Source organism: Kitasatospora sp. NPDC101801 (assembly GCF_044766665.1).
Lineage (GTDB): Bacteria > Actinomycetota > Actinomycetes > Streptomycetales > Streptomycetaceae > Kitasatospora.
On the sequence record NZ_JBIWML010000001.1, the window covers coordinates 360442 to 380153 of the forward strand.

General features: G+C 72.2%; 16 protein-coding genes and 1 tRNA gene. 6 read left to right on the forward strand and 11 right to left on the reverse strand.

From position 1 onward, the window contains the following. Positions 1-184 precede the first annotated feature (184 nt). Complete coding sequence (locus ACIRPK_RS01550; RefSeq protein ID WP_403031351.1) at positions 185-1774, forward strand: M4 family metallopeptidase; 1590 nt, start codon at positions 185-187, stop codon at positions 1772-1774. Positions 1775-1859: 85 nt separating this feature from the next. Here ACIRPK_RS01550 and ACIRPK_RS01555 read toward each other — a convergent pair whose 3' ends face one another. Then, positions 1860-2507: a LysE family translocator gene (locus ACIRPK_RS01555; RefSeq protein WP_403032695.1), complete on the reverse strand. Its 648-nt coding sequence runs from the start codon at positions 2505-2507 to the stop codon at positions 1860-1862. A gap of 236 nt (positions 2508-2743) precedes the next feature. On the opposite strand from ACIRPK_RS01555, the gene ACIRPK_RS01560 reads away from it, so the two are divergent. Both ACIRPK_RS01560 and ACIRPK_RS01565 read left to right on the forward strand, forming a co-directional pair. Beyond that, positions 2744-4156 (forward strand): erythromycin esterase family protein, encoded by a 1413-nt coding sequence (locus tag ACIRPK_RS01560; protein WP_403031354.1) that lies wholly within the window; start codon positions 2744-2746, stop codon positions 4154-4156. Between the two features lie 236 nt (positions 4157-4392). Further along, entirely contained in the window at positions 4393-5412 is a 1020-nt protein-coding gene (locus tag ACIRPK_RS01565; RefSeq protein ID WP_403031357.1) for an LLM class flavin-dependent oxidoreductase, read from the forward strand. Positions 5413-5595: 183 nt separating this feature from the next. Here ACIRPK_RS01565 and ACIRPK_RS01570 read toward each other — a convergent pair. After that, positions 5596-5690 (reverse strand) — tRNA-OTHER (locus ACIRPK_RS01570). 187 nt (positions 5691-5877) lie between these two features. On the opposite strand from ACIRPK_RS01570, the gene ACIRPK_RS01575 reads away from it, so the two are divergent. Further along, entirely contained in the window at positions 5878-7260 is a 1383-nt protein-coding gene (locus ACIRPK_RS01575; RefSeq protein ID WP_403031360.1) for a DUF1254 domain-containing protein, read from the forward strand. Between the two features lie 279 nt (positions 7261-7539). On the opposite strand, the gene ACIRPK_RS01580 is transcribed toward ACIRPK_RS01575, so the two are convergent. From ACIRPK_RS01580 to rpe, 7 genes are all read right to left on the reverse strand, one after another. Further along, a complete protein-coding gene (locus ACIRPK_RS01580; protein WP_403031363.1) occupies positions 7540-7755 on the reverse strand; it encodes a hypothetical protein in 216 nt (71 codons plus the stop codon). Positions 7756-8003: 248 nt separating this feature from the next. Beyond that, positions 8004-8501, reverse strand: a complete 498-nt coding sequence (locus ACIRPK_RS01585) for a hypothetical protein (RefSeq protein WP_403031366.1) — start codon at positions 8499-8501, stop codon at positions 8004-8006. Positions 8502-9087: 586 nt separating this feature from the next. Then, on the reverse strand, positions 9088-11259 hold the full coding sequence (locus ACIRPK_RS01590; RefSeq protein WP_403031368.1) for a M48 family metalloprotease: 2172 nt from the start codon (positions 11257-11259) through the stop codon (positions 9088-9090). Position 11260: 1 nt separating this feature from the next. Next, positions 11261-11869 (reverse strand): hypothetical protein, encoded by a 609-nt coding sequence (locus tag ACIRPK_RS01595; protein WP_403031371.1) that lies wholly within the window; start codon positions 11867-11869, stop codon positions 11261-11263. Between the two features lie 241 nt (positions 11870-12110). Then, a complete protein-coding gene (locus tag ACIRPK_RS01600) occupies positions 12111-12818 on the reverse strand; it encodes a hypothetical protein (RefSeq protein WP_403031374.1) in 708 nt (235 codons plus the stop codon). Positions 12819-13223: 405 nt separating this feature from the next. Continuing rightward, positions 13224-14183 carry a pirin family protein gene (locus tag ACIRPK_RS01605; RefSeq protein ID WP_403031376.1) on the reverse strand — a complete coding sequence of 320 codons (960 nt, stop codon included), beginning with the start codon at positions 14181-14183 and terminating at the stop codon, positions 13224-13226. Positions 14184-14302: 119 nt separating this feature from the next. Beyond that, positions 14303-14986: a ribulose-phosphate 3-epimerase gene (gene rpe, locus ACIRPK_RS01610; protein WP_403031379.1), complete on the reverse strand. Its 684-nt coding sequence runs from the start codon at positions 14984-14986 to the stop codon at positions 14303-14305. Positions 14987-15153: 167 nt separating this feature from the next. On the opposite strand from rpe, the gene ACIRPK_RS01615 reads away from it, so the two are divergent. Beyond that, positions 15154-16008 carry a hypothetical protein gene (locus tag ACIRPK_RS01615; RefSeq protein WP_403031382.1) on the forward strand — a complete coding sequence of 285 codons (855 nt, stop codon included), beginning with the start codon at positions 15154-15156 and terminating at the stop codon, positions 16006-16008. A gap of 324 nt (positions 16009-16332) precedes the next feature. After that, positions 16333-17490, forward strand: a complete 1158-nt coding sequence (locus ACIRPK_RS01620) for an alpha/beta hydrolase (protein WP_403031385.1) — start codon at positions 16333-16335, stop codon at positions 17488-17490. A gap of 24 nt (positions 17491-17514) precedes the next feature. On the opposite strand, the gene ACIRPK_RS01625 is transcribed toward ACIRPK_RS01620, so the two are convergent. Together ACIRPK_RS01625 and ACIRPK_RS01630 are read right to left on the reverse strand one after the other, a co-directional pair. After that, positions 17515-19041 carry an ATP-dependent DNA ligase gene (locus ACIRPK_RS01625; protein WP_403031388.1) on the reverse strand — a complete coding sequence of 509 codons (1527 nt, stop codon included), beginning with the start codon at positions 19039-19041 and terminating at the stop codon, positions 17515-17517. A 131-nt stretch (positions 19042-19172) separates the two neighbouring features. Beyond that, positions 19173-19643, reverse strand: a complete 471-nt coding sequence (locus tag ACIRPK_RS01630) for a cupredoxin domain-containing protein (RefSeq protein WP_403031391.1) — start codon at positions 19641-19643, stop codon at positions 19173-19175. Between the last annotated feature and the right edge of the window lie 69 nt (positions 19644-19712).

Below are 19712 nucleotides of genomic sequence, written 5' to 3' on the forward strand. Positions count from 1 at the left end.
GTAGTCCCCCTTCCTCGGCCTCACCGATCGCCAAGCGTCGCAACAGGTCAGCGACTTGGACATATCGGATCGCGCTTGGCTACAGATTCATCAAGATCTGATCCGACGCATGGCTTTCTTGTCAGCTCATCGTCAAGCTCTGTCGAGGCAAATCCACTCGCAGTTCCCCTCGACTGGAGTCAGCATGAGCCCCACCTCATCCCAGCGCCGTCACCTCACGGCCGGAGCAATAGCGGTCACCGCCGCCCTCGTCGCCATCAGCGTCCAGACCGGTTCGGCCACCGCCGCCACCGGCCGCGACGCGGCGATCGCCAACGCCCGGGCCAACGTCGGCCACCACGCAGGGGACTTCGGCTTCGGCGCCGGCCAGGATCTCCAGGTCAAGGACGTGGTGATCGACGCGGACGGCAGCCAGCACGTCCGGTTCGACCGCACCTACCAGGGCCTGCCGGTGGTCGGCGGTGACCTGGTGGTACACCAGGACTCACACGGCCGCATGAAGGACTCCTCCCGGGCCAACGCCCATGACCCCAAGGTCAGGTCGACCGTCCCTGCCGTCCCCGCGCAGGCCAGTGCCGGCAGTGCGCTGCGCGCGGCCCCTGGCATCGAATCCGCCACCAGCACGCCGGAGTTGGTGATCTGGGCCGCCACCGGATCCCCCCGTCTCGCCTGGCGCACCACCGTCGCCGGTGTCGGCGAGCACGGCCAGCCGGTCGGCCAGGTCGTCGTCACCGACGCCTCGACCGGCGAGCAGATCGAGAGCTATGCCGCCGAACACCAGGCCGTCGGCACCGGCCACTCGGAGTACACCGGCGACGTCTCGATCAACACCACTGCGCAGAACGGTGGTTACGCCCTGATCGACCCCACCCGGGGCCATGTCACCAGGGACGCGCTCAACCTCTCCTCGTCCTCGATCAAGGCGAGCTCCGGCACGCTGTTCACCGACGCGGACAACGTCTGGGGCGACGGCAAGAAGTTCACCGGTGCCCGCGCCACCGCCGCGGTCGACGCCCACGCCAACACCGCCTGGACGTACGACTACTACAAGAACACCTTCGGCCGGAACGGCATCAAGAACGACGGCAAGGGCGCCACCGTCTTCGTCCACGTGGGCACCAAGTGGGACAACGCCCAGTGGTCCGACAGCTGCTTCTGCATGATGACCGGTGACGGCGACGGCGTGACCGACCCCGAGCAGGTCGACCTCGACACCATGGGCCACGAGATGACCCACGGCGTCACCAGCGCCACCGCCAACCTGCGCTACAGCGGCGAGTCCGGCGGACTCAACGAGGCCACCAGCGACATCTTCGGCACCATGGTCGAGTGGTACGCCAACAACGGCATCGACACCCCCGACTACCTGTTCAGCGACCAGTCCACCCCGCCGTGGCTGCGCCGGATGGACAAGCCGTCGCTGGACGGCTCGTCCGCCGACTGCTGGACCAAGAAGGTCGGCCAGCTCGACGTCCACAACTCCTCGGGCGTGGGCAACCACTGGTTCTACCTGGCCAGCGAGGGCAGCGGCAGCAAGACCGTCAACGGCGTCACCTACAACAGCCCGACCTGCAACGGCTCGACCGTGACCGGCATCGGCAACCAGAAGGCCGCCAAGATCTGGTACCGCGCGCTCACCGTCTACATGACGTCCACCACGGACTACAAGGGCGCCCGCACGGCCTCCCTGAACGCCGCCAAGGACCTCTACGGCGCCACCAGCACCGAGTACAAGGCGGTCGCCGCCGCCTGGAGCGCGGTCAGCGTCAACTGACCCACCGCACAAGCCACCTGTCGTCCGGGGCTCCGGTCAGAGCCCCGGATGACAGCGTGCCCCACGCCTCCCGGCTCCGGACCGGTCAGGCCGGGACGAGCGCCTTGGACCGGTCGGCGGCGATGTGTACGGCCAGCCCCGCCAGTACGGTGCCCATCAGGTACCGCTGGACCCGCAGCCAGGTGGGCCGCCGGCCGAGGAAGCCCGCGATCGTACCGGCCGCCAGCATGACCGCGCAGTTGACGGTGATCCCGACCGTGACCTGCACGAGGCCCAGCAGGAAGCTCTGCGCGGCTACGTGCCCCCGGGCCGGGTCGATGAACTGCGGGAGCAGCGACACGTACAGGATGGCGATCTTGGGGTTGAGCAGATTGGTCACCAGCCCCATCGTGAACAGCCGACGCGGTCGATCGACGGCCAGTTCCCTGGGTGCGAACGCCGAGGTGCCACCGGGCCGGACCGCCTGCCAGGCCAGGTAGAGCAGATAGCCGGCGCCACCGAACTTGAGAGCGGTGTAGACGGCCGGCACCACGGCGAAGATCGTGGCCAGGCCGGCGGTCGCCACCCCGAGGTAGACCAGGAAGCCGACCGCCACCCCGGCCAGCGAGATCAGCCCGGCCCGGCGGCCCTGGGTGATCGACCGCGAGGCCAGATAGATCATGTTCGGGCCCGGGATGAGGGCCATGCCCAGCTCCATCGCGGCGACTCCGGCGACCGCGCCGAGGGAGACGATCATTCGCACCTGCTTTCGAGGAATGCGTCGACCCTATCGCGGCGGATCCGGAGTGGATCACCCGACGGCCCATCAACCGCACCGCCGCGAACGAGGCAGGGGGCAGACCCACTCAGCGTGGGTCATACGCCTGCGACCAGCGGGTTCGTCCGGGGCGAGTGGTGGGGTTAACCCCCGAGTTGATCAGGGGGTATGACGGATGGTCACCGGCGCCGGGCCTCGGCGAGGCTTACGGCATGCGTATTCACAAGTCCGCCCCCGCCCTGGCCCTGCTCGTCGCGATCGGTACGACGGCCGCCGTCGTACCCGCTGCCGCGCCTGCCGCCGCAGCGCCCGGAGCCTCGTCCGCCGCCGTTTGGTCGGTGCCGGCCGCCCTCGAACGGGCGGCACACCCGCTGCGGACGGCCGAACCGCAGGGAAGTCTCGGCGACCTGCGTCCGCTGGGGCGGATGACCGGCGACGCCGAGGTGGTGGGGCTCGGGGAGGCGACCCACGGCTCGCACGACTTCTTCGCCCTCAAGCACCGGGTCTTCCGCTACCTGGTGGAGGAGCAGGGCTTCCGCACCTTCGCGCTGGAGACCGGCTGGAGCGGTGGACTGCGCCTCAACGACTACGTGCTGCACGGCCGGGGCAACCTGCAGCAGATCATGGACGAGGAGTTCCAGAACACCTACGCGGTGTGGAACAACGCCGAGTACCGGGGCCTGCTGCAATGGATGCGCGCCTACAACATCGAACACCCCGGTGATCCGGTCCAGTTCATGGGCGACGACAACGCGTTCGCCGGCCCGGAGCTGTACGACCGGGTGAACGCGTACGCGGCCGCGACCCACCCGGCACAGGCACCCCGGATCGCCGAGCTCTACCGGGAGCTGCGCCCCACCACCGACGCGGACACCTACATCACCGCCTACCTGGCACGCCCGCTCGCCGAACGGAAGGCACTCGCGGAGCGGAGCGCAGAGGCGCTCGGCCTGCTCGAGCAGCAGCCCTCCGGACGCCCGGTCGCGGACGGCGACGACGCGTACACCTGGGCCGTCCAGCACGCGACCGCGATCGACCAGATGACGAAGTTGTTCGCCTACGACTACGACGACCCGCAGGGAGTGGCGGCCGGCATGCGCTACCGCGACTCCGTCATGGCCGAGAACGTGCTCTGGTGGCAGCGGAAGACAGGGGACAAGGTGCTGCTGTCGGCCCACAACGGGCACGTCACACTCAGGAGTTACACCCCGGACACCCACCCGAAGTCACAGGGGAGCTTCCTGCGCGACGCACTCGGCGGACGCTACGTCAGCATCGGCACGACCTTCGACCGGGGCTCGTTCAACGCGACCGGGGACGACGGCACCGTGCGCCCCTTCACCCTTGGCCCCGCCGAGCCCGGCAGCACCGAGGCGACGATGGATCGGGTGCACTACCGCGACTACCTCGTCGACCTCAGGAACGTCGGTCCCGCCGGCCGCGGTTGGCTCACCACTCCGCACCCCACCAGGAGCATCGGGAGCGCGTACTCCGACCCCGCCGGGGCACAGGCACAGCTCGCGCTCGCGGAGTCGTACGACCTCGCCATCCACCTGCACGAGGTCGCCGCGGCCCGGCTGCGCACCCCTGCACAGGACCGCTCCGCCACCCGGCCCGGCTTCTGACGGCCCGCCGGCGGTGCGTCGGCACGTCAGGTTCCTTCCGGTCAGGAGGCGGGCAGCGCGGGCGGGCTGCTGCGGGGATGTCACAGGCGTATTGCCCCCGATGGCCTTTCCGGTCCGCCTCTTGATCGTCTCCCCGGCGCGTGTGAATGTGGCCGGGCGCCCGGTGATCGGCCGGGCCGTGCCAGTCGAACCGCGCCGTACCTCGTCCGGCCCGTCGCGGAGAACGGAGGACCCCGGTGCCCTCGCCTTCGCAGCCCCTTCGCAAGCTGGGTTTCCTGACCATCGGACTGTTCGACCCCGCCGACCCCGGCCGCGGGCACGAGTCGACACTCCAGATCATCGAGCTCGGCGAGCAGTTGGGGTTCGACGGCGCCTGGGTGCGCCACCGGCACCTCCAGTACGGGATCTCCTCCCCCGTCGCCGTACTCGCGGCGGCTTCGCAACGCACCCGCCGGATCGAACTGGGCACCGCAGTCATCCCGTTGGGCTGGGAGAACCCACTGCGCCTGGCCGAGGACCTCGCGACCGTCGACCTCCTGTCCGGCGGCCGGCTCAACCCCGGCCTCAGCGTCGGACAGCCCCGCCACTGGGACCAGGTCGCCCCCGCGCTCTACCCGGACACCGCCGAGGCCGAGGAGTTCGGCTACCGGCGGGTCGAACGGCTGCTGCGCTTCGTCAAGGGCGAGCCCGCCACCGACTTCAGCGGCGTCGAGGGCATCGAGGTGTACTCCGACCGGGTCCAGCCCGTCGCACCCGGCCTGGCGAACCGCATCTGGTACGGCGGCGGGAGCCTGCGCTCGGCCCGGTGGGCCGGCGAGCAGGGCCTCAACCTGCTGACCAGCAACGTGGTGCGGGCGGAGGAGTCGGAGGACTTCGCTGAGATCCAGCGCTCGCAGATCGAGACCTTCCGCACCCACCACCCCGACGGCCCGCGCGCCCGGGTGTCCCAGGGCCTGGTGGTCATCCCCACCGACAGCGCCTCACCCGAGCAGCGCGCGAAGTACCTGGACTACGCCCGGAACCGACTCCCCCGCACGGCCACCCCGCACGGACCGGCCCGCACGATGTTCGCGCCGGACCTGGTGGGGACATCCGCCGAGATCGCCGAGCGGCTGTACGCCCACGCCGCGTTCCGGGAGGTCGACGAGGTCGTCTTCGCACTGCCCTTCAGCTTCGACCACCAGGACTACGTGCAGATCCTCACCGACATCGCGACCCGACTCGCCCCCGCACTCGGCTGGCACTCCGCAGCCTGAACCGGCGACTGCCTCGGCAGCCGCGACGCGCTGCACTGCGGACGTCGCGTACGCCCGGGTGCGGGTTACGACACCGCAGGGCGCGGTCAACTCCCTGATCGCGCCCTGCGGTCGCGCACGGCACCGACCCGCCCGGGACCCAAGCCAGCACGGTCCGCCGGCCGGGACCGGGCGGCGGTTGGGCGGAGAGGGCAGGATTCGAACCTGCGCGGACCCCGAGAGGCCCTGCTCGACCGTCACCGGCCAGGCACCCGATCAGCCACTCCGGGCACCTCTCCCAAACCTCCGGGGCGGTGCGTTGCCCCTTCGGCGTGACACCACTGTGCCCGCCCCACCTGACACCGACCTGACATAGCTGGCCTTCCGTCACCCGTCCGGCGGGCACCGGTAGCCGGACAGCCTTTCTCCCACAAGGGTGACTGGAGTGGCCACGGCGGTCTGGCACGTGGGGAAGAGGAGCGAGCGATGGCGGAGCACGTGGAGTTCGTGGGCGGCTATCCGACGGTGGAGAGCGCGGCGGCTTCGTACGAGCGCAGCGACCGGCACCGGGCGGTGGAGGCGTACCGCTTCTTCTACCCGACGGTCTCGCTGGAGGCTATCCTGCGCGGGACCCGGGCGGCGGGCGGGGTGGACAACGAGGCGGCCCCGCTGGTGGTGGCCGGGCCGATCCGCGTCGGGTACACCCTCAACTCCGACACGCCCTATCTGGGCGGCGGCCTGGACCTGCGCGCCGGGCCGCTGGTGGTCGAGCTGCCGCCGGGGCCGCTGGTCGGCATGCTCGACGACCACCACCACCGCTGGCTGGTCGACCTCGGCCTGCCCGGCCGCAACGGCCCGCGCGGCGGCAAGGTGCTGCTGCTCCCGCCGGGCCACGAGGGCGAACCGGACGCCGAGGGGTACGAGGTGGTGCGCAGTGACACCTGGCAGGTGCTGTTCGCGCTGCGGGTGCTGCCACTGGGTGGCGATCTGGAGAAGGCGGATGCCCTGATCCGGCAGGTGAAGGTGTACTCGTGGGAGCGGCGGGCGGACCCGCCGGCCTTCACCTTTCTCGATCGTGACGAGCAGGCGATGGACAGCACCCCGCTCGCTTGGGAGGACAACCTCGAGTACTGGCGGGTGCTGCACTCCGTCGTCGACTCCGAGCCGGCCGTCGAGGAGCTGCGCCCGATGCTCGGCCTGCTCGCGGAGCTGGGCATCGAGGCGGGTCGGCCGTTCGCGCCGGACGAGCGGATGGCCCGGGTCCTCACCGACGCCGCCCGGCAGGGCCGGGACGAGCTGCTGGTCTCCGCCTTCGCCTCCCGCCGCGAGGACCGGATCGCCTGGCCGGACCGCCGCTGGGAGTGGGTCGGCCTCCGGCCGGAGAACGGCACCTTCGAGCGTGGGGGTTCCCTGGACGTGGAGGCGCGCGACCGCTGGTTCGCGCAGGCGATCGTCGCCTCCCCGGCGATGTTCCGCCGCGGCGCGGGGGCGGGCTCGCTGTACTGGCTGGGCCACCGCGACGCCGACGGCGCCTACCTCGACGGCGGGCGGACCTACCGCCTGCGGGTACCGCTGCCGGTGCCGTACTCGCTGTTCTGGTCGATCACCCTCTACGACGCGCAGACCCGCTCCGAGGTGGTCACCGAGCAGGGCCGGGCCGCGCTGCGCTCACTGTTCGAGAAGCTGGAGCCCGAGGGCGCCGACCACGTCGACCTGTGGTTCGGCCCCGACGAGCCCACCGGCGCCGAGGGCCGGTGGATCCGGACCGCACCCGGCCGGGGCTGGTTCACCTACTTCCGGATCTACGGCCCCGAGCAGGCCGCCTTCGACGGCAGCTGGAAGCCCGGAGACCTCGAACGGCAGGACTGAGCGGGCAGGCGCAGCAACTCGTCGCCGGGGCGGCGGGCGGGTCGGGGTCGACCACCAGGCGCAGCAGCCCGGCACCCGGCACGGCGACCAGGAGCAGCCCGAGGCAGGCTGCCCAGGGCCCGGCGGTGGCGGCCGGCCGCGCCCGGACGGCGGTCTGACGGTCCCGCAGCAGGCAGCAACAGGCAGCAGCCTGACGGGCCGGCAGCAGCCGGAAGGCGGGCAGCGGCCTTCTGACAGGCGACCTTGACCGATTGCCAGGCGAGTGTGACCGCCCAACTGTCAGCGGCAGATCCAGTAGCTGTTGCCGGCCGGGTGCCTGCGGTGTTCACCGGCCGGGCGAGTCACCACGACGGCGCCGCCCTCGTGCGAGACGCGGTCGCCCGCCGCGACGAACACCGCCCGGTCCAGGATGACCTGGAAGTCGGAGTTGAGCTGGAACTCGCTGAGGAGCAGCATCCGTGGCACTGGAGTGACTCCGTCGAAGGTGATGCGCATGGGCCGAGCATCCCGGAGAACCCGGTGCGACCGCGACAGGTTTCCCGCCTCAGAGCGCGCCACCCCGGTCAGACGGTCAGACCCCGGCCAAGATCAAGTGACAGAAACCCCCTGACTGTCACCCTCACTTGGCAAACGGTCAGATCACCTGTCAGCGAACAGACGGGCTGTCCTCTGACACGTGATCTTGACCGATTGTCAGGTGAGGGTGACCTCCCGGTACCCGAGCGCGCTCTCGGGGCCGGCTGTCAGGACAGCGGGCCGGCCAGCAGTTGGGAGGCCAGGTCGTGCAGCTCGGCCACCAGCTCCTTCGTCAGCCTGCCGCAGTGCTCCTGCTGGTCCTCCGCCCGGTACAGCCATCCGCGAACTGGCCGCAGCGGCGAGTCGGGGTCGTCGGCGGGGCAAAGCTCGAAGCCGATCCGCTCGGCGGCCGCCAGAGGATCAAGGCGGCCATCCAGCAGGTCCCGCAGGCAGTACCGGGCCAGCGCCCGGTCACGGCCGTCAATGGTGTCGGGCAGCCGCAACACCGGCCAGAGTTCCTGCTCCACCTCACCCAGCAACCGGCGCGCCTCCAGGACCTCCCCGTCGGACAGCACGCCGAGCTCCCACAGACTCGGGGTGTCCACCCCGCCGGCCAGCGCCGCCCAAGCGGCCTCAACCGCCGCAACGACCGACTCCGGACTACCAAGGACGCGCCGCTCCAGCAGCACCCGGCGCAACGGCTCCAGTGCCTCATCCAACTCCACCGCGCGAGCCTAACCACCCACTCCACCCCGGAGCGACACGTTTGATCCGACGACAGCCCAGGCCCTCCACCCACGGACACCGCCACCGACCCGCGTGCACCACTCCCGGGCCACCGACCAAGATCCGGTGGCAAGAACCCACCGATAGTCAACATCGCTTGGCGAGCGGCCAGGCTCGCCTGTCAACGGTCAGACGCACCACCACCAGGCCAGCACCCCGCCGACGGCCCGCTGTCCTCTGACATGCGATCTTGACCGATTGCCAGGTGATCGTGACCGGCCTGCCTGTCCTGGCCTGCGACTGCGTTGGGCGGTGGTGGATGATCGGAGCGGGTGATGGTCCGGGTCCACACACCGGTCGGCCGCGCCGTGGTGGTGTGGCGCGGCGAACCGCACGAGGCGCCGGGTCGGCACTTCGTCGAGTGGACCGTCGGGGAGGAGATCCTCTGGGGCCTCAACACCCGGCCCGGCATTCACCCCGTGGGTGTCGCGCAGACGGAACCACTTCTTCGAGACCTCGGCCCGTCGGACACCCTGTGCAGTCCGGCTCGCTGGGCAGGTGAAACCCTCGGCGGCCTCGGGGCCATCAGGCAGGCCGGCCACCGGGTCCGGGCGTGCCCGGTGTGCCGTGTGGACCGGTCGGACGCGCCTGGGGGGCGACGTCGGACGGGGCGGCTGCCGGCGAGGCCGTCGCCCGGCGCTGGCGGAAGGAGTAGACGGCGGACGCCGTGTTCCGGCCGGTCAGCGCGATGCCGGCCGCGGCCGCGCCGAGCAGCAGACCCTGCCGGTCGCCCCCCAGCCCCTCCAGCACGGCTCCGGCTGCACTGACGATCAGGCAGGCCGTGGCGTATCGGATGCGACGCCGGAACTCGACGTCGTGCGGGGCGGCTGCCGCACCGGTCAGGACGCCTGCGCAGCAGACCAGGCCGAGGGCCGCGACCAGGGCGGGCGGCGAGTCGGTGGCCTCCGCCAGGAGGTGGGCCGCCGCGATGGCGGTGACGACCGTGGCGGCGGCGGTGACGGCATGGGCGAGCAGGAGTCGAGACCCGTTGACGGACGGGGCCTCGGTCCGTCTCCCCGGCTCCGGCGGGAGCAGCAGCAGTGGGCCGGGCGCCCGGCCCGGCCGGCGGCGCGGAAACGCCAGGAACGCGCCGCCGAGCAGGGCGCCCCCGATCACCACGCCGCGGACGTACGGGACGCTTCCGCCCGGGAGGGCCGTCGGGAACCAGGCGGCGGTGACGAACACTCCGTACGCACCCGCCCACCAGGACGCGGCCCGCGGTCCGCACAGGGCGTCGCAGGCGAGGCCGAACAGGGCGAGCGCCAGGACCGACAGGGCCGCTGTCAGTGCGAGGCCGAGCCCGGGCGAGTCGGTGAGCGGACTCCACCACATGGTTCGCAACTGCTCGTTCCGGCTCCCGTACGTCTGGCTCGGGTGGAGTGCGACCCCGGCGCACAACCCCGCGAACAGGCCCAGGGCGAGCAGCGCCAGCCGCCCCGTCACGGCGCGTCCACCGCGTGCACCGCCCCACGCGGTGACCGTGTGCCGGATGCCGGCCCCGAGGACCGCGCCGGTGGGCAGGAGCAGGGGGAGCGCGAGCCAGGTGTAGACCGGGCGCAGTGTGCGGACCTCCAGGAAGCCCAGGCGCCCCCCGGTCAGCATGATCTCGAAGCTGTCGCCGAGCAGCAGGTTCACGGCCAGCAGGGCGACACAGCCGGTCAACGCGGCGTCCCAGAAGCTGAGTTCCCCGGCGAGGGCGGGGTGGCGCAGGGCCGCCCGGCGGCGCCGGAGGGCGGGGTGGGTGCCGAACGGCAGACCGCCGCCGTCGCGTCCGGCGGCCAGGTCGACGAAGAAGGTGTCCAGGCTGCGCCGCCGTTCTTCCTCCTGACCCGTTCGGTCGGCGCTGCCCCGTACGGCGAACGCGTCGGCGTGCAGTTCCCTGGACTGGAGGAAGGCGTTGCGGGCCGCGTACAGCAGACAGGCCAGCATGGCCAGGTGGAAGGAGAGCCGCCCCAGGTAGGCACCGTCCCCGGCGTCACCCGACACGGCGAAGCCGAAGGCGGCGACGAGCAGGACCAGGAAGGCGCCCCACAGGGCGGTGATGCCCTGGGTGGTGTCGAGGTCGCGGTGGCGGATGTGGCCGAGTTCATGGCGGACGACCACCTCGAAGCCGACCGGATCCTCGTCGAAGCGACGCTCCATGCCGGTGGCGAGCTCGATGTGGCGCCGCCGCCAGTGTCCGAAGGCCACGGCGTTCGAGGTGTAGTCGTTCGGGTTCAGCCACACCCCGTGGACGGAGACGCCGGCCTCGTCCGCCAACCGGAACACCGCCTCGGCGAGGTCCGGCCGGTAGCCGGTTCCCGGTCGCAGTCTCAGCAGGCGGTGGAAGAGGATCTGCCAGTACGGGCCGAGCCAGTACAGCACGAGGCCCCCCGCCCCCAGGATCCCCAGCGCGAGGCCCACCCGGAACTCGCCCCGGGGCACCGGGGGCGTGGGGCATTGCTGCTCCAGGTACTGCTGCAGGGCCGGTCCCTCCTCTCCCGCCACCTGTCGCGGGGGCCAGACCGGCACCTGGAGCAGGATCTCGCGCTCGATCGGGGACATCGGCAGTGTCAGCTGGAACTGCCTGACCGCACCCGGCCAGCACATGCTGTACGCCGTGCCGGCGGTGTCCTCCCGGCTGGTGGTGGCCGGGAAGGCGATCGTGACCGCCGCGGCCATCAGGGCGACACCGAAGAGGAGGGCCCGGACGAACACGTCAGCCCCCGTCCGCCGCCGGACCGCTCCCGTCTCCGTCCGCGTCCCCGGCCGGGCTGCTGCCTCCGCCTGGAGCGGGCTCACCGGGGCCGAGGGCCGCGACCTCCGAGGGGCCCGCGGCCAACACGCGGACCAGCTCGGCCAGGACGGAGTCGGCGATCTGTTCCGCCCGCTGCCGGTCGGACACGTGGCGCAGGGCGCCCGACAGGGCCGCCGCCCGCCAGCGGACCAGCTCCGCCGCGGTCGGTGCGGGCGCCTCTGCCGCCGGCGGCAGGGCCGGTGCGGCGGGCTCGGGCGGCTCCACTTCGGCCTGCTGTCGACGCCGCGGCACCCGGTTCGTGAGGCGCGAGGCCAGTCGGCTCATCCACTGGGCCGACATCGTCCCGAACACTCCGGCCGCCGCCGACAGCGCTGCGGGCGTGACCACGTCGGTCGCCAGCCCCACGATGTCGATGGACAAGGGCCTGCGGCGCCGCAGTCGGGGACGGAAGTGGCTCCGGGCCCGCCGCTCGAAGAGCGGAAGCTCCTTCGGGGCGACCTCGGCCACCACCGGCTCGGCCAGCGCGCGAATGAGCCGGCGGCGTTCCGCGTCGCGCCCCCACGGCCTCATGGACCAGGCACTGCCGGATGGTTCCGCAGTCGTCATGAGTGTGCGCCAACCCCCCGTTGCGGCATCAACCCCCCTGGTGACAGTGCGAATTCGGAGCTCAGCGCAGGCGTCGCCAGGTGTCGCCAGTATGGACCCGTGGTCCCGCGCTGTCCGGCGTTCGGCACGAATCAGGCCGTTCGGCCCGCCTCCGGATCGGCCCGGCACGGTGCCCCCGGGGCCCGCTCGTCCTCCGCCGTCCTCGTCACAGGCCCACGATCGGCTGGATGCAGACGATCTTCACCAGGATCGCCAGGGCGAACAAGGTCGAGTAGCCCGTGCTCACCCGGGCGTCCGAGGAGCGGGTGTTGGCGTACGCGGTGATCGCCCGGTTCCCCACGTAGCCGGCCAGCAGGCCCATCGTCCGGGGCCGACTCTGGCCCAGCAGGCGCGCCCCCGGACCATCAGCGCGTAGCTCAGCAGCGCGCTGATCAGCAGGACCACCAGCAGCTTCAGACCGAACAGCGAGAACGCGTTCTGCCGGAAGGCGTAGCCCGAGGTCAGGCCGACGCACGCCAGGAAGAGCAGCAGACCGATCTGGCGCGGAGTCAGGTTCGCCCGGATCGCGCCGCCCCGGCCACCAGCGGACGGCGATGAACAGGATGGTGACCACCACCGCCAGCGGGTAGCCGATGGCGTACCCGACGGCCGGCTGCGCGGGGTCGGCGGAGGCCGCCTGTGCCGCCGCCAGCCCCAGGGTGGTGGTGCCGATCCCGGCGAAGCCGCCCGCCAGGTCCGGTCCGCTGATCCCGAAGACCCGGTTCCCCAGCAGGCCGACCGCCACAGCGGTGACCACCAGGGCGACCACCGCCCCGGCCGTGACCGCGAGTTCGGGTCTCAGCTCACGGAAGAACGCGGGCCCGGACTCCAGACCCACGGTGTAGACGTACAGGGCGAGCCCGAGCACGGACACCCGCGCGGTCGGCGGCGGCTCCGCGCGACGCTGAGCGCCGTGGTCCAGTCCGCTGGACTGCGGCGTGCACTCCGAGACCGAAGGAGCCCCAGGCCGCACCGCTGCACTGCCCCGACGCGCCCCGGTAGTGGGTTGGCGGGGAATGCACCAGCTCGCCTGTTCCGGAAGCACGCGGCGCGGCTGACAAAGTGTCGGGTCATCGGGTGATCACTCAGCAAAGTCAGCATTGCGTCAGCATCAGTCTGACTGAACCTGGCCGCAGATGACCAAACGTGAGAATCGTGACCCCTCAGCGGAACCGGCATCCGAGGCACTCCAACCCACCCAGAACGCTCCACCCCCGGCCATCGCGATCGTGATCCTCCCTCTGCTCACCGTCACCCACCCTGAACACGTTGCCGCAGCTCAACGCACTCTTCCCCGTGGCTTCAGGGGCAGTGGGGGAAGCTCAGGAGCGGGCAGCCGACGACCGTCGTAGCCGTGCACCTCGCCGAAGCGGGTGCCGGACATCCACTCCTCCCGCGCCTGCCTGACATCCTCGTCCGACCGGCCGATGAAGTTCCACCACATCACCAGGTGCTCCTCGAACGGCAGGCCGCCGAGCAGCAGCACCGAGCCGTCCGTCCGGGCCAGCAGCGGGAGCTCGCGGCGCCCGCAGCCCAGGTAGAGCAGCGATCCCGGCTCGACCCGGACGCCGTCCACGTCCACGGAGCCGGTCATCGACAGCACGGCGTACTCGAAGCCGGGCTCCAACGGGAGCCGGTGGTGAGCCCCCTCCCGAAGCGTCAGGTCGGCGCCGACCAGCGGGGTGTACGTGGTGCCCGGGGAGGTGGCGCCGTCCAGGGCGCCGAGGATGACGGTGGCGTGCAGGCCGGCCGCGTCCACGGTCGGGAGGTCGGCGTGGTGCTCGAAGGCCGGGGCGGTGTGCCGGTGACTGTCGGGGAGGGCGACCCAGAGCTGGGCGCCGTGCAGCAGGCGGGCGTGCTCGCGCGGGGACTCCTCGGAGTGCGAGATGGCCCGGCCCGAGGTCATCAGGCCGAGCTCGCGGGGCCGGACGGTCTGCAGGCTGCCGAGGCTGTCGCGGTGCAGCACCGAGCCCTCGTGCAGCCAGCTGACCGTCTGCAGGCCCATGTGCGGGTGCGGCGGCACCTGCATGCCGGGCTCGTCGGCGATGTCGTCGGGCCCGTAGTGGTCGACGAAGCACCAGGCGCCGACCATCCGGCGGCCCAGGTTCGGCAGCAGCCGGCGGACCTCGGTGGATTCGCCGAGCCGGACCTGACGGCCGGTCAGCAGTTCCTTGACCGGGCCGGTGTCGGCCTCCCCGCCGCACCTGGTCGGGGTGGGATCGAGGTCGAGGTTGCTCATGGGCTGACGCGCTCCGTCCGGACGACACCGTTGACGATCCGATCATGCGTCAGTTCGGGCCCGGGGCAAAGCAGGACGGGGCAGAGCAGGACGGAGCGGAGCCCCGCCCCACCGGTGGGTCAGTGCGCGCAGGCCCACGGCGCGGTGGCGGTGACGGCCTCCGCACTGGCCCGCAGCGAACGGACCGCCTCGGCCGGGTCGGCCGCGCCGTACACCGCCGAACCCGCCACGAAGACGTCCGCGCCCGCCTCGGCGCAGCGCTCGATGGTGGCCGCCGAGACGCCGCCGTCCACCTGGAGCCAGAGGTCGAGGCCGTGCTTGGAGATCAGCTCCCGGGTGCGGCGGATCTTGGGCAGCATGATGTCCAGGAACGCCTGGCCGCCGAAGCCGGGCTCGACCGTCATGATCAGGATCATGTCGAGCTCGGGCAGCAGGTCCTCGTACTGCTCGATCGGGGTGGCCGGCCGCAGGGCCATCGAGGCCCGCGCGCCCTTGGCCCGGATCTCCCGGGCGAGCCGGACCGGCGCGGCGGCGGCCTCGGCGTGGAAGGTCACCGAACCGGCGCCCGCCTCGACGTACTGCGGGGCCCAGCGGTCCGGCTGTTCGATCATCAGGTGGCAGTCCAGCGGCGTGGCGGTGGCGCGGGCGAGCGACTCGACCACCGGGATGCCGAGCGTGAGGTTGGGGACGAAGTGGTTGTCCATCACGTCCACGTGCAGCCAGTCCGCGCCTCGGACGGCCTCCGCCTCCTCGGCCAGGCGGGCGAAGTCGGCCGACAGGATGCTGGGGTTGATCTGCGCCATTTGAGGGAACCTTCACACTCGGTGCGGGCGGCCGGAGCTGCCGTCCGGGTACATCATCTCCCCTGCCGGTGGCGGTAAGTGGATGGTGAGACCACCGCGTGACCCGCGTCACAGCCGTTGCGCGCTAGGGTCACCAGCGCCGTTGCCCGTGACCGGAAAGGTTCCAGATGGCCGAGATGGTGCATCCCGCCCGCGCGTTGTGGTGGCTCTTCGAGCCGGTGCACGCGCTCACCTACTTCGCCCCCGAGGGCCGCGCCGCGTACGAGGCGGCCGGGCTGCGCGGGAGCTGGCGCGGGTACTTCGCCGGCCGGTCGGCCCCGCTCGGTCCGGTGGAGGCCGCCCCGGTGATCGCCGCCTTCTTCAACTTCGCGCCGCAGATGGTCGAGCGGGCGCTGCCGGACGTCTGGTCCCGGGCCACCCCGGAGGCCGCGCTGGAGGCCCGGCTGACCGGGGCGGTGGCCACCCTGGAACGCGTACTGGAGACCGTCAAGCCCGATCTGATCGACCGTTCGGTGACGCTGCTGGAGCGGGCGGTGGACGGGCTGGACTGTTGTGGGCGGGTACTGGCCGCCGCCAACCTCGCACTCCCCCGCCCCGAGGGCGCGCTCGCCCGGCTCTGGCACGCCACCACCGTGCTGCGCGAGCACCGGGGCGACGGCCACGTCGCGGCGCTGGTCGCGGAGGGCCTGACCGGTTGCGAGGCGCTGGTACTGCGCTGCGCACTGGACACCCGGCGCGAGCAGCTCCAGCCGTTCCGGGGCTGGACCGACGAGGAGTGGGAGGCCGCCGCCGCCCGCCTCACCACCCGGGGCTGGCTGAACCAGGACGGCACCATCTCCACCGACGGCCGGCACCGCCACCAGGCGCTGGAGGCCGTCACCGACCTGGCCGCCGCCCGGGTCTGGTCGGGCTTCCGGCGCGCCGAGCTGGATGAGCTGGCCGCCGCCCTGACCCCGATCGCCACCGCCTGCCGGGCCGAACTCCCCCAGCTCAACCCGATCGGCCTCCCGGTCAGCAGCTGACCCCTCGTCCGATGGTGGTGCCCCCGAGGGCGCCACCGTCGGACGAAGCCGCCGCCGACCGGGGTCACCAGCCCGATCGTCACGCACGCCCCGGTGACCAGGAACCGCCGATAGAAGATCATGGTTCCCACCCTGACGTGCGCCTGACCAGCCGTCATCGGGGGCGCTCCCCGAACCGACCCGGACCGCACCCCGAGGCGCACCCACCCAAACGGACTCCCAGGTTTCTCTCAGGAATGGGCAACCGAACAGACGTTCACGGCAGTCACTCATGTCACCGGGCGCACCGCCCCGGATGGCACGGGAGCTGGGTACCAGAACGCGATGAACCTGACCGACACGCCCGTCCTCATCCTCACGATCGTCCTGTTCGTGGCCTCCCTCGCGCTGGCGATGGCACAGTGGGGTGGCAGAGGAGTCGTCTTCGGCCGGATCAGAACCGCCGAACGACGCCGCGGCCCGCTCCGGGCGCTGTCCTACCTCGGCACCGTCCTGCTCTGCCAGGCCACCGCCGTGGCCATGGTCTTCGTGGTGGTCAACAACGAGAACCTGATCTACGACAGCTGGGGCGACCTGCTGGGCACCTCGAACCACGTCCGGGCCGTCCCCGTGCCGCCCAAGGACGGCGGCCTCGGCGGCGACCAGGCCGCCGCCTCCGCCTCCCCGCCGGCCAAGGTGATCCAGTCCTTCCACGCCCCGGACTCGGACGCGGTGCCCCGGAGCGTGAAGCAGACCGACCTCAAGGGGCGGCTCTCCGGCGTCGACGGCGAGGTGCTGGTCTGGACGCCGCCGCAGTACGACGACCCCGCTCACAAGGACCGCACCTTCCCGGTGGTCGAGCTGCTCGCGGGCTACCCGGGCGCGTCCAGCACCTGGTTCGGCACCATGGAGGTGGTCGCCCAGCTCGAACCGCTGATGAAGTCCGGCCAGGTCACGCCCTTCATCCTGGTCTCACCCCGGGTCAACCTGCTCGGCGGCACCGACACCGGCTGCGCCGACATCCCGGGCAAGGTGAACGCCGAGACCTGGCTCTCGCGTGACGTGCCGCAGATGGTCCTGGACAACTTCCGGGCCGACCGGACCGCGGACCGCTGGGCGCTGGCCGGCTACTCGGCGGGGGCGCACTGCGCCGCCCGCCTCGCCCTCGCCCATCCCGACCGCTACCGGGCCGCGATCAGCATGTCCGGGTACAACGACCCGATCGGCGAGTCCACTTCACTGACCGCCAAGGACCCCAAGCTGCACGAGACCGCCAACCCGCTGTACCTGCTCGCGCACGCGGCCACCCCGCCGAACGTCGCGCTCTGGGTGTCCGGCAGGAAGGGCGAAGGTCTGGAGGACGCGACCGCCCTCCAGCGGGCGGCGAAGAGCCCGACCACCGTCACCCCGGTCGAGACCACCGGAGCGCACCTGACCTCGACCTGGAAGCCGCTGGTCGTCCCGTCGTTCAAGTGGCTGACGGGCATCGTCCCGGCCCGCTGACCCCCGGCCACCGACCCCCGACCACTACCGGCCCGCCAACGCCCGGACGGTGGCCACCGTGTCCGCCTCCCCGGCCGGCTTGTCCTCGCGGTAGCGCAGCACCCGGGCGAACCGCAGCGCCAGCCCGGCCGGGTAGCGCGGGCTGCGCTGCAGCCCGTCGAAGGCGATCTCCACCACCAACTCCGGCCGCACGTACACGGTGTACGCGTCCCGGTGGGTCTCCCGGGCCAGCAGCTGTTCGGTCTGCCAGCCGAGCAGCTGGTCGGTCAGGCCCTTGAAGGTCTTGCCCAGCATCACCCAGGGGTCGAGGCCGGGCTCGCCCTCGTTCCGGGCGGCCAGGTGCAGGTTGCTCAGGTAGCCCCGGCGGCGGCCGCTGCCCCACTCGGCGGCGGTGACCACCAGGTCGAGGGTGTGCCGGGGTTTGACCTTGATCCAGCCCGCGCCCCGGCGGCCGGCCGCGTACGGCGCGGCCGGGTCCTTGACCACCACGCCCTCGTGGCCGTGGGCGAGCGCGTCCGCGAAGAACCGCTCCGCCTCCGGCAGTTGATCCGTGGTCAGCCGGGGCACCCGGAGCGGCTCCGGTACGACCTCCGCCAGCGCGGTCCAGCGCTCGGCGGCCGGACGGTCGATCAGGTCGGTGCCGTCCCGGTGCAGCAGGTCGAAGAAGAACACGCTCAGCGGGGTCTCGGCCCGCAGCCGTTCCGGGTCCTGCCGGGAGGCGGTCCGCGCGGCCGTGACCTGGAAGGGGCGTGGCCTGCCGTCCGGTCCCAGCGCGATCGCCTCACCGTCCAGCACCGCCCGCTCGACCGGCAGCGCCCGGGCCGCCGCGACCACCTCGGGGACCCGGGCGGTGATCTCGTCCAGGCTGCGGGTGAAGACCGAGACCTGCTCGCCGTCCCGGTGAACCTGCACCCGGATGCCGTCGAGCTTCCACTCCAGCGCGGCCGGGCTCACCTTCTCCAGCGCGGCCGCCGGCTCCGGCGCCGAGGCGGCCAGCATCGGGCGTACGGGGCGTCCGAGTTGCAGCCCGAACGCGCGCAGCGCCGGTGCCCCGCCGGTCAGCGCCGCCTCCGCCACCACCCGGGCCGAGCCACGCAGCATCAGCGCCCGCCGGACCACCGTCGCGGGGACGCCCGCCGCCTTCGCCACCGCGTCACCCATCAGCGCGTCCAGCGCTCCCTGCCGCAACTCGCCCACCAGCACCGCCCGGAGGAACTCCTGCTCGACCGTCGTGGCCCGCCCGAACAGCTCGCCGAGCAGCCGCTTCCGCTCCGCCTGCGCGCCCTTGCCGTGCACCTCGCCCAGTCGGGTCAGCAGGTCCTCGGTCTCCGCCACCCCCAGGGTCGCGGTCCCGGCCGGCTCCGGCAGCTCCCGGACCCCCGCCCAGCCGACCCCGGCCCGCCGTCCCTCGCCCGACAGCAGCGCCACCGCCGCCGGGATCTCGGCCGGGCCGAGCTCGGCGAGGCACTCCGCGATCAGGGCGGTCTTGGCGTTCCTGGCCGGCTCGGCCGCCACCGCGCGGGAGGTGAGGGCCAGACGTTCGAGCAGCACGGGCGGGCTCCTTCCACGGCGTACGGGACCCTCCCATCATGCGGCGACCCCGGGCCGGCCCGGCCTCGGCGCGCGGGCCCGCTCCGGGCTCGGCTGCCCGGTCGGCTCCCGCTGCCGGTGCCGCCCGGGCCTCAGGCGACCGTCAGGGTGCCCTTCATGAACTGGTGCAGGCTGCAGATGAAGGGGTAACTCCCGGGCTTGGTCGGGGCGGTGAAGGTCACGGTCTTGCCCGCGCCGATCGTCCCGCTGTCGAAGCCGCCCTGGCCGGTGGCGGTCAGCGTGTGCGCGGTGGAGTCCTGGTTCACGACCGTGACCTTCGCGCCCGGGCCGACCGTGAAGTTGTCCGGGCCGAAGGTGAACTCCTTGATGGTGACCTGCACCGCGGCCTGCGCCGAACCGCTCGCGGACGGACTCACCGTGGACGTGGACGCTGACGCACTTGCGCCGGACGAGCTCGCGGCGCTGGGACTCGCGGCGGAGGAACTCACCACCGGCGTCGGCGTACCGGAGGCCGACCCACCCCCCGAACCGCTGGAACAGGCGGCAGCCGTCAGGGCGAGCAGGAGCACGCCGAGGACGGGACGGAGCCGGGGAGTGTGCATGGGGGTTCCTTTCCAGAGGTGGCCGGTGTGTGCCCGGAGCGGCCGTGGGGAGCAGCTCCGGGCACACAC